Source organism: Listeria goaensis (assembly GCF_900186125.1).
GTDB classification, from domain to species: Bacteria; Bacillota; Bacilli; order Lactobacillales; family Listeriaceae; genus Listeria; species Listeria goaensis.
Window position 1 is genome coordinate 21,919 of sequence record NZ_FYBQ01000003.1, and the last position, 15,943, is coordinate 37,861.

At 39.3% G+C, this 15,943-nt stretch carries 17 protein-coding genes; 7 read left to right on the forward strand and 10 right to left on the reverse strand.

Annotation, left to right across the window (positions count from 1 at the left end):
• Window positions 1-6: 6 nt before the first annotated feature.
• The gene (pdxK, locus tag CFT42_RS04730; RefSeq protein ID WP_088810516.1) at window positions 7-822 is read left to right on the forward strand and encodes a pyridoxine/pyridoxal/pyridoxamine kinase; all 816 of its coding nucleotides are present in this window, start codon (window positions 7-9) and stop codon (window positions 820-822) included.
• A gap of 159 nt (window positions 823-981) precedes the next feature.
• Window positions 982-1,545 carry a DUF420 domain-containing protein gene (locus CFT42_RS04735; RefSeq protein WP_088810517.1) on the forward strand — a complete coding sequence of 188 codons (564 nt, stop codon included), beginning with the start codon at window positions 982-984 and terminating at the stop codon, window positions 1,543-1,545.
• A 32-nt stretch (window positions 1,546-1,577) separates the two neighbouring features.
• On the opposite strand, the gene CFT42_RS04740 is transcribed toward CFT42_RS04735, so the two are convergent.
• The 3 genes from CFT42_RS04740 to CFT42_RS04750 form a co-directional block, all read right to left on the reverse strand.
• Window positions 1,578-2,480, reverse strand: coding sequence for an alpha/beta hydrolase (locus CFT42_RS04740; RefSeq protein ID WP_088810518.1), 903 nt, complete (start codon window positions 2,478-2,480; stop codon window positions 1,578-1,580).
• Between the two features lie 78 nt (window positions 2,481-2,558).
• Window positions 2,559-3,287 carry a metallophosphoesterase gene (locus CFT42_RS04745; protein ID WP_088810519.1) on the reverse strand — a complete coding sequence of 243 codons (729 nt, stop codon included), beginning with the start codon at window positions 3,285-3,287 and terminating at the stop codon, window positions 2,559-2,561.
• A gap of 65 nt (window positions 3,288-3,352) precedes the next feature.
• On the reverse strand, window positions 3,353-3,556 hold the full coding sequence (locus CFT42_RS04750; RefSeq protein WP_088810520.1) for an Lmo0654 family protein: 204 nt from the start codon (window positions 3,554-3,556) through the stop codon (window positions 3,353-3,355).
• A 177-nt stretch (window positions 3,557-3,733) separates the two neighbouring features.
• Between CFT42_RS04750 and CFT42_RS04755 the strand changes: the two genes are divergently transcribed.
• The 3 genes from CFT42_RS04755 to CFT42_RS04760 are packed head-to-tail and all read left to right on the forward strand — an operon-like array spanning window position 3,734 to window position 5,088.
• Window positions 3,734-4,444: a DUF975 family protein gene (locus CFT42_RS04755; protein WP_244169929.1), complete on the forward strand. Its 711-nt coding sequence runs from the start codon at window positions 3,734-3,736 to the stop codon at window positions 4,442-4,444.
• Window positions 4,413-4,571 carry a hypothetical protein gene (locus tag CFT42_RS14945; RefSeq protein ID WP_244169930.1) on the forward strand — a complete coding sequence of 53 codons (159 nt, stop codon included), beginning with the start codon at window positions 4,413-4,415 and terminating at the stop codon, window positions 4,569-4,571. Before CFT42_RS04755 ends, CFT42_RS14945 begins: the two co-directional genes overlap by 32 nt.
• Entirely contained in the window at window positions 4,558-5,088 is a 531-nt protein-coding gene (locus CFT42_RS04760; RefSeq protein WP_088815526.1) for a GNAT family N-acetyltransferase, read from the forward strand. The genes CFT42_RS14945 and CFT42_RS04760 overlap by 14 nt, the downstream gene beginning before the upstream one ends.
• 27 nt (window positions 5,089-5,115) lie before the next feature.
• Here CFT42_RS04760 and CFT42_RS04765 read toward each other — a convergent pair whose 3' ends face one another.
• The 5 genes from CFT42_RS04765 to bcaP form a co-directional block, all read right to left on the reverse strand.
• Entirely contained in the window at window positions 5,116-5,769 is a 654-nt protein-coding gene (locus CFT42_RS04765) for a GntR family transcriptional regulator (RefSeq protein WP_088810523.1), read from the reverse strand.
• 399 nt (window positions 5,770-6,168) lie between these two features.
• Complete coding sequence (locus CFT42_RS04770; RefSeq protein WP_088815527.1) at window positions 6,169-6,810, reverse strand: GntR family transcriptional regulator; 642 nt, start codon at window positions 6,808-6,810, stop codon at window positions 6,169-6,171.
• A gap of 21 nt (window positions 6,811-6,831) precedes the next feature.
• The gene (locus CFT42_RS04775; RefSeq protein ID WP_088815528.1) at window positions 6,832-7,785 is read right to left on the reverse strand and encodes a magnesium transporter CorA family protein; all 954 of its coding nucleotides are present in this window, start codon (window positions 7,783-7,785) and stop codon (window positions 6,832-6,834) included.
• Window positions 7,786-7,851: 66 nt separating this feature from the next.
• Window positions 7,852-8,694 carry a VOC family protein gene (locus tag CFT42_RS04780; RefSeq protein ID WP_088810526.1) on the reverse strand — a complete coding sequence of 281 codons (843 nt, stop codon included), beginning with the start codon at window positions 8,692-8,694 and terminating at the stop codon, window positions 7,852-7,854.
• A 71-nt stretch (window positions 8,695-8,765) separates the two neighbouring features.
• Complete coding sequence (bcaP, locus tag CFT42_RS04785) at window positions 8,766-10,169, reverse strand: branched-chain amino acid transporter BcaP (protein ID WP_088815529.1); 1,404 nt, start codon at window positions 10,167-10,169, stop codon at window positions 8,766-8,768.
• A gap of 185 nt (window positions 10,170-10,354) precedes the next feature.
• Here bcaP and CFT42_RS04790 point away from each other — a divergent pair, with 185 nt between their 5' ends.
• The gene (locus CFT42_RS04790; protein ID WP_088815530.1) at window positions 10,355-12,178 is read left to right on the forward strand and encodes an LTA synthase family protein; all 1,824 of its coding nucleotides are present in this window, start codon (window positions 10,355-10,357) and stop codon (window positions 12,176-12,178) included.
• A 26-nt stretch (window positions 12,179-12,204) separates the two neighbouring features.
• Here CFT42_RS04790 and CFT42_RS04795 read toward each other — a convergent pair whose 3' ends face one another.
• Both CFT42_RS04795 and CFT42_RS04800 read right to left on the reverse strand, forming a co-directional pair.
• A complete protein-coding gene (locus CFT42_RS04795; RefSeq protein WP_088810618.1) occupies window positions 12,205-12,930 on the reverse strand; it encodes a DUF2238 domain-containing protein in 726 nt (241 codons plus the stop codon).
• Between the two features lie 103 nt (window positions 12,931-13,033).
• Window positions 13,034-13,678 carry a redox-sensing transcriptional repressor Rex gene (locus CFT42_RS04800; protein ID WP_088815531.1) on the reverse strand — a complete coding sequence of 215 codons (645 nt, stop codon included), beginning with the start codon at window positions 13,676-13,678 and terminating at the stop codon, window positions 13,034-13,036.
• 283 nt (window positions 13,679-13,961) lie between these two features.
• Here CFT42_RS04800 and CFT42_RS04805 point away from each other — a divergent pair, with 283 nt between their 5' ends.
• Complete coding sequence (locus CFT42_RS04805) at window positions 13,962-15,923, forward strand: ABC-F family ATP-binding cassette domain-containing protein (protein WP_088810530.1); 1,962 nt, start codon at window positions 13,962-13,964, stop codon at window positions 15,921-15,923.
• Window positions 15,924-15,943 lie beyond the last annotated feature (20 nt).

Here is a 15,943-nt window from a genome sequence, read left to right on the forward strand (position 1 = left end):
TTTAAAATGACGATTAAAAAAACTTTAACTATTGCTGGTTCTGATTCTAGCGGCGGCGCTGGTATCCAAGCTGATTTAAAGACATTTGAAGAATATGGAACTTTTGGATTTTCTGCACTCACAACGATTGTGACGATGGATCCAGATAACAACTGGTCACACGGTGTGACACCTATTGATGCTAAGCTTGTGCGGGAGCAGCTCAAAACGATTTTATCGGGTGGTCCTGTTGATGCAATGAAAACGGGGATGCTAGGCTCGGTGGACATTATTAAAGCGACTCGCGAAGCCATTCTTGCACACGATTTAACCAATATTGTCATTGATCCGGTGATGGTTTGTAAGGGCGAGGACGAGCTTATTCAGCCGGAAAATGCGGCGGCGATTCGTGATTTATTGCTGCCGGTTGCGACAGTGACAACGCCAAACTTATTTGAAGCGGGGCAGCTTTCTGGTCTTGGAAAACTGAAAACGGTTGAGGATATGAAGGCGGCGGCTAAAAAAATTCATGAACTTGGTGTAAAATATGTGGTCATTAAAGGTGGCAAAGCGCTTGAGAGCGATAAAGCGATTGATTTAATGTACGACGGCAATGATTTTACGATTTATGAAGTGGAAAAAGTTAACACAAACTATAACCACGGTGCTGGTTGTACGTTTGCGGCGGCGATTACTGCTGGTCTTGCGAAAGGTTTGTCTGTTCCTGATGCGGTTGCTAAGGCAAAAGATTTTGTCACTGCTGCTATTCAAGGCGGATTTGCTTTGAACCAATTTATTGGCCCGGTTTGGCATGGGGCTTATAATAAAGCGGAAAATCGTTAAATTGTAAGGCTTAATTTCTATAGCTAAACGAAACGTAACAAGCAAAATAGACTGATGACAAATGGTGAAGATTGCCGTTTATCAACAGTCTATTGTTTTTTTATTTGACGTAATCATGTATAATGAATTTGAACTTATTTTAAGGGGGATTTATTTTACATGGAGCAAAATAAAGAGAAATTAACGCCTGCTGCAACGGATAAAAATTATTTTTGGCCAATTATGATTTTTTCTGCTGTGGCTGTCATTATTATTTTATTACTTTTCTTTTCACCAATTGGTTATCAAGGTGCCGTTCATTTTGACTTAACAATTTTCCCAAGAATGAATGCGATTTTTAATAGCTTCACTTTTGTCTTCTTAGTTATTGCACTTTGGGCAATCATTGTGAAGAAAAATATTAAATTGCATCGTGGCTTCATTTTAGCTGCTTTTACTTCAACGCTATTTTTCCTCGTTTCCTATTTAACATTCCATTTTCTTTCGGCTGAAACGAGTACATTTGGTGGGACTGGCTTTGTTCGCCCGATTTATTTCTTCATTCTTATTACGCATAGTTTTCTTGCTGCGGTTGTTGTGCCACTTGCGCTGTTCGCGCTTGTTTGGGGCTGGACGATGCAAGTTGACAAGCATAAGAAAATTGTTCGTTGGACGATGCCAATTTGGTTGTATGTTAGTTTAACTGGTGTTTTAGTGTACTTATTTATGGCGCCTTATTATTAAAATAAAGGACGTAGCCACTTGGCTACGTCCTTTTATTTTTCAACATTTGGAACGGTATCTAAGTTTGAACCGTTATCTTTTTCCATTCCGTCTGGTAAATCCCATAAAAATTGACTTAGCAACGCGTCTACTTCAAAGCTTTCATGTAAGCCGCTATGCGTCACATTTGTTCCAGAAATTAGGCGTTCTTGGTAATTCGCTTTTGGAAAAAAGTTTCTTGCATAAAACACACTATCCACTTGTACAAGTCCGTCTGTTCCTGTATGATTTTGATCTCCAGCAATGGCGAGCATTTGAATAGTTTTAGGAATCCTCGTTTTATTTTTTGCGAGGTTTTTAAGTGCATCTGATCCAGCTTTCAAATCATGGGCGGCTGGATCTTTTTGCAACTTAAAGTAGTCCGCCCTATCTATGCCATTAAAAGGCGTCGCAATCGCAATAAACTTTTGTGGCACGGGGTACGCGGCATCTACTGGCGTATTTTCAAGATAGCTTAAAATGGCAAGCCCTCCCATGGAATGGCCGACTAAATTGACTGTTTTAATATGCTCTTTTTCCCGAATGTATTTCATCGCATTTTGGAGCCATAACGTTTGCTTGGAAAGGCTCGCCCGGTTATCTTCAAATAAAATTTGTACCGCTGAATCGCCGTTTTTATATTGGCTATCCAGATGACCTCTTACCTTTAATTGACCGTTTGGCTTAATCATGATTTGCATGGCGATTTGTTTAGTCCGAGAGTCGCTTCCTATTCGATTTAATAAATGACCAAATGAGTTCGCCGTTCCTTTATAGCCATGCACAAAAACTGTTGGAATAATCGTTTCCTTCACTTTTGCTTCTTCTTGTTGTGTTTTTACATATATAACGCCGAAAATGGCGACTATAGAAACAAAAAACACGGCCAGCAAACTTATCACGGTTGCTTTCCGCATAAAGACACTTCCTTTTAACTAGAATGAGCCTATTGTAGCAAAATATATAGAAAACCGCTATCCATCAAACGATTCACTTTATTTTGTTTCAAAAGGCTCATTTTTTCCAACTCGATATAATTTCGTTACGGCGTGTTCTTCCACGACGATAGCATTCAAACTGCCGCCAAACACAGCTCCGCCATCAATTCCTAAGCGCGTTTGATCTTTTGAAATCCAAATATTACTCGAGCCATCACTATGTAAATTTTGAACGGGTGTATGTCCGAAAATAAATACTTTTCCTGTTCGGTTCTCGCCAAATAAAAACGGTTCACGAATCCAGTAGAACTGTTTTTCTGCCGTCTTATGCCAGTCGGGAATCGTTAAATCTACCCCCGCATGAACAAAAACGTACTGCTTTTCCTCATGGTATAAAGGGAGATCTTGAATAAACGCGATTAGCTCGCCTGACTCCTCCATGACGCGTTTGCTAAGCTCATCAGGTGTGATTTTTTCCTCGATATTTTCCCGTAGCAGTGATTGAATCGTCTCCATACCACCTTGGCTAATGTAATACGCCATTTTTTCAGCTGGTTCTTTCAACCAATCAAGTAGCATTTTTTCATGATTGCCAGTTAAAACGATAACATCATGTTCTTCTGATAATTGCTTAACGAGCCTAAGGACTGCACCTGGGTTTTCACCGCGATCGATTAAATCCCCTACAAATAAAAGGCGTTCCTCTTCACGATTCCAGTTTTCAAGGATTTTCTCAAGCAAGCCTATTTCACCATGCACATCGCCAACAACAAAAATCGGTTTCATTCATGTTCACCTCTGTTTCAAACAAAAACGTCCGATTAGAAAGAAAAAGGACGTTTTTTGCCTATTTATTCAATCGGATCTTTTTTTAAGTGTTTTTCAATTTTTTTAATTTCATGCCTGATGCTGCTAAGCCTTACTTCTGCAGCATTCATTGGACCGTTTTGCAACTGCGGATCTTCAAAATCACGCGAATCTGCAACTAGATTCTGATATTCATGTCTAAGGTCTATTAAGCGGTCCTCTAATTCTTTACGTTCATCTTCTTTCACAAACGACACCTCCATCAAAAAATCAAAGACTAACTCTCCTTTTCCCTAAAAAAAGAAAAACAATCCTATTTTTCCGATAATTTAGAAGAAATTTCAATTTGCTAGCCTTTTGCTGTAACTCCTTAGTAGAATATGCTATTTTTAATACATAAATAATAGAAAAAGGAGAGATTTTTTATGTTAACAAATGCAGAAATGCGGCGTGCTGCAAAAAGTGCATTACAGGGACATTGGGGAATATCAATTGGTGTTTATTTGCTTAGCATGATTATTACTGCAGCAGTATCAGCCGCGATAGGCTGGATTCCAGTTATTGGTTGGGTAGCTGGCATGCTTATTACCGGACCAATTACGATAGGTGTAACTTGGTTCTTCTTAGCGATTAGCCGACAAGATGAGCCCGATGTAGCCTATATGTTTAGCGCTTTTAAAGATTTTGGTCGAACTTTCTTAGCTTTTCTACTTGTTTCTATTTTCACATTTTTATGGTCGCTCTTATTCATTATTCCAGGCATTATTAAAGGCTATTCTTACTCACAAACTTTCTTTATTTTAAGAGATAATCCACAAATTTCAGCACTTGATGCGATTACTCAAAGTCGTCATATGATGAACGGCTACAAAGGAAAATTATTTGGCCTTTCACTAACTTTCTTACTTTGGTATTTAATTCCTGTCGCCATCTTTATTACATCCGCGATTATCTTTGGCATTGGTGCTGCCACTGGCAATTATAACGATATGAACGGTGACGGCTCAGTCATTGACGCCATGGGCTTTGGTATTTCAATAGGCGCGATTATTCCTGCTCGGGTATCTCGTAGTCGTAGCCATTTCCATCTATTTGTTCCCTTACATGACGACCACTTTCGCTGTTTTCCACGATGAATTATTCGGCACAATCGCACCACCACTCGAAGAAGAAACGCCATACTTCAATGAAACGTTCTCTTCTAAAGAAAACGAATCAAGCTTTGAACAGACGGAGGAAAACAAACCTGATGAACCAAAGTAAATTCGCAGTAAACGGCGTGAACTTTGAAATCCGCCAAGCTACTTCAAAAGATTACCAAGCAGTTGAAAAATTAATGATCGACACCGCTACTTGGTTAAAAAAATCAGGTTCTACGCAGTGGAATGACATTTTAGATGGGACAGACGTCCATCAAATCCGTGAGCGCATCCATCAAAATGAAGTTTTCCTTTTAACCCAAAAAGAGCAAACGGCTGGAACAATGATTGTGCGAAAAACGCCGAGTGCTTGGGACGAAAATTTATGGGAAGAACAGGCAACAGAACCAGCATTTTACATCCACCGCCTGATGATTGCTCGCCCTTACAAAGGTCTGCAACTTTCAGCCCGAATGCTGCAATTCGCCGAAGAACTAGCTGCATCAGCACGTATCCCTTTCATTCGTCTAGACACCCTCGCCTCAAATAATGCTCTCAACCAATTGTACGCCGAAACATTTACGTTTTTAAATAGTAAAGATGGTTATAGTTTGTATCAAAAAAAAGTGCAACCCAGTTAACTGGGTTACACTTTTTTAGTTTTAGTATTAACGAAACGCATATGTGCCGTAGTTTAAAAATAATTTTTTAATTTCTAAAAAGGCATTTTCATAATCTTTCTTATTCAAAAATGAAATAATCACACCAAATTGTTTGATGTTGCGTTCACGCATTTCTTCGTTGTGATTCGTAATTGCATCTGCAGAAAAGTATTTGATATTGAAAAATACTTTCTTAGCCATGTCTTTAAAGTAAGGGTTTCCGGAATAATTGATTAATCGTAAGAAAAATTGATGTTCATTAAAAATGTATTCATCTAAATCGCGCAAATATGATGCTCTGTCCATTGATTGTACACACTTTTCTAGCTCTTCGATATCCATTTCTTCCTCTGATTGTTCAATTCTATCGAATGTTGCTTTCACAAACAATTCAATAACTTCAAGAAGTTGCACATAACGTGTGGAATCAACAATTGAATCTTTGACTACAACACCACTGTAAGTCCGGTAATCTAAAACACCTTCTGCTACTAAAGCAGTAATCGCTTTACGAATTGGTGACCGGCTGACGCCTAATTCTTTTGATAATCGTTCTTCTGTAAGATGCTCGTCAGGCTTCAATTCACCATTTTTAATCTTTTCAATGACACTGTAATAAACAACCTTATCAAGGGTTTTGTATTCTCGTTTACTTTTCAAAATTCTAACGCTCCTTCAACCGATGAACTTTCTCATATTATATCATATGCCTCTCACGAAACAAAGCTAGTTTTTTTGAATGCATCATCTTCCCTATTTGAATCTGTCTAAATAAATAGTAAACAAAAAAACTCGAAATGTGGATTATTTTATGAAATCACTTTGTGAAACTGCTATATAAAGCCATTTCTTTAAATTTTTCAATATAAGATTTTTCAGTAAATAATTTTGTTCTCGCTAAAACGTGTTTTTGTGTACTAAAAAATGGGTCTTTTTAACTATATCAGATTATTTTACTTTTCCTTGCTATTTATACATGAAAATAAAATTATGCATTTCAACCAGTTATCTCCTTTTGTACAAAAAAAGTGAGGCGCATAAGATGCTCCTCACTAAATACTAACGGAATGTTTGCACAATATATTGATTCATAATTGTTTGTACTTCTTTTCGCGCAGCAACAAAATCGTTGTCCTGTACATTTTGAATTGTCACCTCTAAACAGCGAATCGTTTTTTCGGCTAAAATAAAAGGAATAATTTTAATCTCTTTTTGTGCTTTTGAGTCAAAGTCGCTTTCAATCATTTGTACGAAACGATTCGCATACGTGTTTTGCATCAAGCGAATGAATGCAAAAAAGCAATTGAAGAGTTCCGCAATAAACTGATCTTCCTCGCCTTTTTGATGAAGCATCTTCAATTGCTCAACTTTTTTCTGGAAGTATCCCATGTCGATTTGAATTCGTTTGTTTTCTACTTTAGTCAACGTTTGATTTATCATGATTTCAGTTATCTCTAACAACTCGACAAAACGATTAACGGACATGCTGCTTTCTATGACAATAGCTCCGCGATTTGTACGAACTTCGATTAATCCTTCCTTCTCCAAGCTTGCTAAGGCCTTTCGGACGGGCGTACGGCTAATTTTCAGTTCGTCTGCAATAACCGTTTCGGTAACTCGGTCTCCTACTCGCAAATTTCCGCTCAAAATTTTCTCTTTTATCGTGTAATAAGCTAGTTTTTCGTATGTTTGTTTTTCCATTATGTTTCCTCCTATGTCAAACTAGAAATATTTTTTCCGCCAAAAAATAACTGTTACAAGTAGTGTCAGAATAATTGTAAATAGCATAATACCTGAGAAAGCATTTGCCTCATGAGCGAAAGGTAGCTTCACATTCATCCCGTAAATGCTTCCGACAATCGTTGGGAGAGATAAAATAATCGTAAAAGACGTTAAAAACTTCATCACCATGTTTAAATTATTTGAAATAACGGATGAAAAAATATCTGACATGCCGCTTATAATTTGTGTGTATGTATCCGTCATCGCAATTGCTTGTTTATTTTCAATCACAACATCGCGAAGTAAATCATGGTTGCCTTGATTTTGCATAAAATGCTCCACATCTTGCATCTTATCTAAAATCGCTTTATTCGATTGTAATGCTGTAGCAAAAAACACCAGACTCTTTTGAACAGCCATAAACGCGTACAGCTGTTCATTTTTCATAGATTGCTTAATTTTCCCTTCAAGTTCATTCATTAAATGAATCAGTTTATCTAAATATTTTAAATAAAAATAAGAAACCGCATAAAGAATTTGTAGTAAAAACCGCGTATGATTAGCCGTATCATAATAATCGATTGGCGTTTCAATAATCGATGTTAAAACAGGAACTTCGCGTATCGAAATCGTCATAAAAATATCATCTGCTAAAACAATTCCGATTGGCATCGTTTCGTATGTGGTGTAGCCCATTTCATCTTTTGTCGCGTAAGGACAGTCAACAATGACAAGCGAATGGCGTTTTTCTTCCTCCGTACGCTTCAATTCAATTCGTGACCGTTCCTCCTCATCAAGCGCATCATGAAAATAATGTTTAGGTATGTGATACATAGCGCTCAGTTCTTCAATCTCAGATGCGGACGGTGAAACGACTTTAATCCAACTTCCCTTTTTAGCGGCTTCCAATTTTTTCATTTCTTGCTTGTCGTGTGCTGTATAGAATTCTATCATTTGGCTTCCCCCGTTTATCCAAAAAGATAACTTTATTCTATCAACTTTTTGACAATTTGTCTTTTCCTAAATTTGGGGTTCTTGCAACATAATTAAAATTCCGTTTGGATCGCTTACTTGCACACCAAAATGACGTTTTTCCATTTTAAATCCGGCTTTCGCAAGACGCGTTTCCCATTCTTTGAATTTAGACGTTACAATTGTAAAATAGGCCAAGCCCGTTTCATTTTCCGCGCGCGGCAGCAAGTTTGTTCCTGCCCAAATATTACTGCCAATATGGTGATGATAACGACCTTCTGCAAAAAAGCGGGCAGACGGGATTTTGGTTTGAATGTTTAAACCGAGAATATTTCCGTAAAATTCTTCTGTTGCTTCGATATCGCTCACTTGCAAATGAACGTGTCCGATTTTCGTTTCTGGGTGAATCTGGTGGAACTCTTCTCGCGTAGCTGCATCAATAATTGCGTCCGCATCGACTTCTTCAGTTACTGCGGGATACGTGCCGTCTTCGTTAATGCGCCATTTGGCAAAGGGGCGATCGCGGTAAATCTCGATGCCATTCCCTTCTGGATCAGCTAAATAAATGGCCTCACTGTATGCATGGTCGCCCGCTCCACTAAGCGGATACTTCGATTTGATCAAATGAATCAGCATATCGCCAAGCGCCGCACGATTGGGCACTAAAAAAGCCGTATGAAATAAACCTGTTCGCGGCATGTTGGGGCGCACTCCATTTGTTAGTTTTTCTAGAACAAGAAGTGTGTCGCCATCGTTTTTCGCGCCAAACAGCACCTTTTCCTCTGACTCCGCTTGTTTAACAAGACCGATAACCTCTGCATAAAAAGCCGCCATTTTGGCTAAATCTGCCACCTTTAAAACCACTGCCCCTAACTTAAACTCGTCGCTCATTCTACATTTCTCCTTTAATATTAGTTCCTTCTATTACATCATATGGGAGGAAAAAATGCGAATGATTCAACTTACTTTTTGTAAGCCCCTTGTTTTTCTAGTGTGCTGTGTTTCTTCCCATATCCAAAATAAATAATAACCCCAATAACAAACCAAATGCCACATACAATCCAAGTAAGCGTCGCTAGGCGTGTAATAAGGAAACCACAAAGTAAGAAGGACACAATTGGTAACACGGGATAGAACGGCGTTTTAAAGCTTCCAGGCGCAATTTCTTTATTTTTTCGTAAAAATAAAATGCCGAGAGAAACCATCATAAACGCAATTAAAGTCCCCATATTCACAAGCTCTGCTAATTTCCCAAGCGGAACAAGTCCGGCCAAAATAGCGACAACTGATGCATAAATCCATGTATTTTTAACAGGTGTGCTATGTTTTGGATTAATTTCAGCTAGCATCTTCGGCAGTAGGCCATCTCGACCTAGCGCATAGACTAAACGCGTGCCGCCGTATGTCATAACAAGAATGACCGTAAGCATTCCAACAACTGCCCCTAAAGAAATAATTCCTGCTATCCAGTCTTGATTGATGACTTGCAGTGCAAAAGCAACTGGGTCTGTTACATTTAATTCTGTATAAGGTACAATACCCGTTAAAACAACAGATACAAGCATATAAAGAATTGTGCAAATTAAAAGTGAACCTATAATTCCAATTGGCATATTGCGTTTTGGATTTTTCACTTCTTCTGCGGCACTTGAAACCGCATCAAATCCTAAATATGCAAAGAAAACAAGCGCGGCTCCGTTTAGGACGCCACTGAAACCGAATGGCATGAACGGTTGCCAATTGGCTGGTTTCACATAAAATGCCCCGACGATAATGAAAAGCAGAATGACGCTCACTTTTAAAATAACCATGACGGTATTCACACGAGTAGATTCGCGAATACCTTTAGTGAGCAGAAAAGCAACGATGAAGATGATTAGAATTGCAGGAATGTTGACATATGTCCCTTCGGCCGGATTAAATGGTCCCGAAATGGCGGTTGGAATTTCGAGATGAAAGCCTTTCAAAAAGGCATTTAAGTAAGAGGACCAACCGCTTGCGACAGACGCGACGGCTAGGCCATATTCAAGAAGGAGCGCCCAACCGAGTACCCATGCGATAAATTCACCGAAGATTACGTAGCCATATGTGTAGGCACTGCCTGCAACTGGCACAGAGGATGCGAATTCTGAATAACAAAGCGCAGCAAGTGCGCAAACAACGGCGGCAATCACAAATGAAAAGACAATAGCAGGTCCTGAATGCATTGCAGCAACAGTACCTGGTAAAATGAATATCCCAGTCCCGACGATGGCACCGACACCAAGGAGCATTAAATCAAATGCGCCAAGCGTTTGTTTTAGTCGAATATGTCCTCCTTTATTTGGTAATAATTCCTCAATTGATTTTTTTCTAAAAATAGACATCTGAAATCCCCTTAATGTAAAAAATTATTTTTTCTCATCATATCCTTTCGCACTTTAAAGGTCAATAGTGTTAAAGTGCCAACTTGTAAAATTCTCCGCAATATTTGCACTTCAAAATCGGGTGCGTTAAAATAGATATAATTGGGGAAACTTAACCTATTTTTTAAAAGAAAGAGGCTTTTATCTTGTTAATTATTTATTTGATTTTAATTGTTGGTCAATTTGCCTTAGCCTATTTCCAAGTTTTTCAAGATCCAAGTTGGCTTAGCTTTATGGCCGATTTATCGTTTGTCCTTATTTTACTGCTTCTCATACATGCTTTTGTACGTCCTCGTGCGCAAGTTTATGTTTATGCGGGTCTAACATGTTTTCTTGGAATATTGATGCTTGTTTTCGTTCTTTATGGACGGTTTTACAATGAAATTCCAACTTATCACAGCCTTTCTTTAATTGGTGAAGTAGGCGTTGTCAAAGATAGCGCAACTAGCTTATTGAAATGGTACGATTGGCTATTTTTTGCGAATCTTCTCTTGTTACCAGTTGTTCTTTATTTGGACTTAAAAAAAGGTGTGCGTTTTAAAACTTTCCAAATAAAAAGACGAACTTTTGGCATCTCGCTTGCTGTTCTTCTGCTTCTAATTGGATTTTTCACTTATGATATGATGAATAAAAATATTATTAGTGATACGAAACGCGCTGAAAAGATGGGTGTGTTTACCTTTAATGTAGCTACGGCTTTTACTGGAACGACCGATGTTCGGGCGGCTGATATTACAGCAGATAATATCCGTACGATAAAAGGCGTTGAAGTTAAAAAGAATCCGGACTACTACGGCATTGCAAAAGGGAAAAACTTAATTATTATCCAGTTAGAATCCTTCCAGCGCAACTTGACGGGTGTAAAACTAAACGGGCAATCCGTCACGCCAACACTCGACAAATTGGAAGGCGAAACGCTCTACTCGGATTCGTTTTTCCAAACGGTTTCAAAATCTAATACGGCTGATGCGGAATGGTCTGTGTATACCTCCACCTTCCCTAGCGGCTACTATACGAATACGCAAACTTACGGTGACCGCGTTATTCCATCATTACCGCGGACGCTTTCTAAGAAAGGTTATCAGACGGCAACCTTCCACACGAACGACGCGAGTTTCTATAATCGGGACAATTTTTATCCTGCAGTAGGGTTTGATAAGTTTTATGATCGCTCGTTCTTTGGCGATGATGATGTTATTGGCTTTTCGCCGAGTGATGAGGTTTTATACAATAAGGCGATGCCAATTTTAGAAGAACATTATCAAAACGATGAAAACTTCTATGCGCAACTTATTTCGGTTAGCAGTCATATGCCATTTAATATTCCAGAGAGCAAGCAATCGCTTAACCTTCCGAAAAACTTGGAAGGCACAGAGCTTGGGAACTATTTCCAAGCAGTGCACTATGCGGACAAACAGCTTGGTGCATTTATTAATAAATTGAAGAAAAATGGTATTTGGGATGATTCTGTCGTTGTGATGTACGGTGACCACCATATCATTGATACGACAAAGCTTACAGATGACCAAAAAAGTTACGTCAATCGTTCTAGTGAGCTAAAAGCGCAGCCTGCTGACGACTACCGGATTCCGTTCTACCTCCATATTCCGGGCGTTGAAAAGACGGGCAAGATTGATAATATCGGCGGCGAAATTGACGTAATGCCAACCGTTCTCAATCTTCTTGGGATTAAAGCAACTGACCAGATTATGTTTGGGGAGGACATCTTAAATACGCAAACGAATTTTGTGCCAGAACGCTACACAATGCCAGAAGGTAGCTACATGGCAAATGATTATATGTATGAACCAGACGAAAGTTTTGAAACGGGCAAAGCCACTTATTATAATGGCGGAAATAAAGAACTCTCTGCTGATATCAAAAAACGTTTTGAAGCAAGTCGAAAACTACTCCAGTATTCTGATAGTTATGTAGACAATTTGCCGAAACAAAAAGATGTTGAAAAATAGTTTCTATAAAAAAAGATGAGCTCGGATTATCTTCCGAGCTCATCTTTTTTATTTGTCCGTTTAAATTCAAATTGTTTCATCCACGGGCGACCTTTTTTTAGCGCCCAGTATCCGATAATGGCCATAACTAATGCGCCAATGATGTCGACAATAACGTCTGTCATGGTATCCGTGAGAGCAGCCCGCCCAACGAGTGGCGTTCCGTTAGAGAGTTCGAAGCGCTGCATATTTAAACCTAAAAGAGCATCGAATGTATACTCATACACTTCCCAGAAAGCGCCGAGCGTTACCGCGAAACAGAAAGAAAATATCGCGACAAAGCCAGGCTTCATGTTCATGACGACTTTATCGTTAGCATTGAGTAAACTCACAAAAGAAAAGCCTATTGCGCCTAGCATCGCACCACTAAACGTATGCAATATTTTATCCCAGTGAGGTACATTCGCATAAAATTGTTGAATGGTTCCAAGATAAATTGAGGCGTATAGAAAAACGATAAACATGAGGTACACAAGCCCCGGAATTTCAAATTTAAATCGTCTAGAAACAATGGACGGTAAAGCTAAAATAATAATCCCTAAAATGATTTCTACCAGTAAGAAAATATAATCACTTCGGAGCGTTACTTTTGGTCCTGTTGCTGGTTGTGACGCGGGGGCAGTAAAAATTTCAAAGATGGTCACAATCATCGAAATCCCCATGGATACAAAAATAAAAAGGGCAACCCACTGCGTCCAATTTAATTTTTTCAGTCGTTTCATTCATTTCACCTCTTATAAGAAACCAGCACTCTTAAGCGCTGGTTCAGATAGTTACATCAAAGTTCTTTTATTTTTGAGCTTCTTAAGCTGCGTTTTAATTTTTAGATGGATAGTTTTCTAGGAAGTAAATTAATGTTTGTAATTCAGTTGTCAAATCAATATGATGGACGCGTACTTGTTTTGGCACGCTAATACGTGCTGGCGTAAAGTTTAGAATCCCCTTCACGTCTGCTTCGATCAATTTATCCACCGTTGTTTGAGCTTCATCAGATGGTACAGTTAAAATGACCACTTCAACATTATTTTCTTTTAAAATTTCTTCCATATCATTTAAATGATAAATTGGAATATCTTGTTGGACGGTACCTACTTTTGCAGGATCTACATCAAATGCAGCACAAACGCGAATATTATTGTTTTTCATGAAGTTATAATGAAGTAGTGCGGTTCCAAGATTCCCTACACCGATAATGGCAACGTTCGTTTCTTTATCTTGGCTGAGCGTTTTTCCAAAAAAGTCAAGAATATAAGAAACATTATAACCATATCCTTTCTTGCCGAGTGCGCCGAAATATGAGAAATCGCGGCGAATTGTTGCGGAATCCACTTTTACAGCTTCACTTAACTCTGCCGAAGATACACGTTCTTTTCCTGATTCATGTAGATATTTCAAATAGCGATGATATAACGGTAAGCGTTTTGCTGTCGCCTGTGGAATTTTTGTCGTTTCATCCATCATGCCAATTAGTCCCTTCTTCCTGATAAAATATGGTTCGTTTTCAAGCAAAATGACTGCTCTTTCCTTCACATGCTTGCTTATATACTATAAACATTTCACATAAAATGCACAAACTTTTTGCTCACACATTTAGAAAACCTTTATTTTATCAGTATTTATTTTGTTTACCTGCTCTCATTGTATCGTAAAATCACAATTAATGCTAATGATTTCACAAAATCAAATGTGTGATTGCAACGGGCTCACCTTTACGCTAAACTAGAAAGAGATAGGGGAGAAAAATATGATTCTTTTGCAAGTACAACAAATTGCGAAGTACTTTGGTGCGGAAACGATTTTAGAAAATATAAAATTAGAAATTAAAACAAATGACCGGATTGCGCTAGTTGGCAGAAACGGGGCGGGAAAATCAACGCTTCTGAAAATCATTGCGGGGCAGACTTCATATGATGCGGGGCAAATTTCGAAGCCGAAAAATGTGCGGATTGGCTACTTGGCGCAAAATACGGGGCTTGAGTCGAGCAAGACGATTTGGAATGAAATGCTGACTGTTTTTGAAGACTTGCGTAACATGGAACGCGAGCTGCGCGAGATGGAGCTTAAAATGGCGGACAGCGGTATATACGCGGATGCTGAGACGGCAAGGCAGGCTTTGGATAGTTACGATGAACTGCAACACCTTTTCAAGGAACGCGGCGGCTATACGTATGAAGCGGAAATTCGTTCGGTGCTGCATGGTCTCCATTTTTTTGAAGAGGATTATGAAAAATTAGTCGCGGCTTTAAGTGGTGGGCAGAAAACTAGGCTTGCACTTGCGAAACTACTTTTATCCAAACAAGATCTTTTGATTTTAGATGAGCCGACCAACCATTTGGATATTGCGACGCTTTCGTGGCTTGAGGGGTATTTGCAAAATTATGCGGGCGCGCTGCTCATCGTTTCGCACGACCGCTATTTTTTGGACCGCGTGGTGAACCAAGTTTATGAGATTTCCCGGACAAAAATCACTCACTATGTTGGAAATTACAGTCGTTTTCTTGTTTTAAAACAGGAGCAGCTTGAAAAAGACTGGAAGGAATTCGAGAAACAACAGACGGAAATTGCCAAATTGGAAGACTTTGTTGCTCGGAATATTGTTCGTGCATCGACAACGAAACGGGCGCAAAGCCGGCGGAAGAAACTGGAAAAAATGGACCGATTAGATCGGCCGGCGGGAAATGAAAAAGCGGCCCATTTTGGTTTTCAATTTGACCGCACGCCCGGAAATGACATTTTATTTGTCGAAGATGTTGCAATTGGCTATTCGAAAGACAAATTGGTGGCGCAAAATGTTCGGTTTGAAATGAAGCGCGGTGATAGTATTGCACTTGTTGGGCCAAACGGAATTGGCAAGTCTACCCTTTTAAAGTCACTCATTCGTGAAATCCCTGTTTTAAAGGGCGATTTTCGTTTTGGCGCTGGCGTTAAAATCGGGTATTACGACCAAGAACAAGCTAAGCTTTCTTCCAAAAAGACGATTTTACAAGAACTTTGGGATGAATATCCTGAACTAGACGAGAAAGCGGTCCGCACCACACTTGGAAATTTCCTTTTTTCAGAAGATGATGTTTTAAAAATTGTGGATACGCTTAGTGGCGGCGAAAAGGCCCGCTTGGCGCTTTCAAAGCTGACGCTACTCGGGGCAAATGTGCTTATTCTCGATGAGCCGACCAACCATTTGGATATTGAAAGTAAGGAAGTTTTGGAGGCGGCGCTCATTGATTTTGAAGGCACGATTTTGTTCGTTTCGCATGACCGCTACTTCATTAACCGCATCGCACAAGATATTATTGAGCTTAGTCCGACTGGGGCGACGCGCTATTTAGGCGACTATGACTACTATCAGGAGAAAATTGCGGAAAACAGAGAAATTGCGCGTCTTGAAATGGAAGAGAAACTTCGGAAAGGCGAAATGCCAGCACAAGCGGAAAATCCTTCTAACAAGGCGGCGTACCAGCAAAGCAAGGAAGCGCAAAAATTATTACGGCAAAAAACACGAAAGCTTGCTGAGATTGAGGAAAAAATGGAAGAATGCGATGCGAAAATCGCTTCGCTCGAACATGAGTTGACACTTCCAACGGTTTTTAACGACCACGAAAAAAGTTACGCGATTACCGAAGAATTGGATGCCATTAAACAAGTTGCCGAAGCCTTAATGGCCGACTGGGAAATCGTGAGTGAGGAAATTGAAGAATTGAATGCATAGAAAAAAGCTAGGACGAAAAT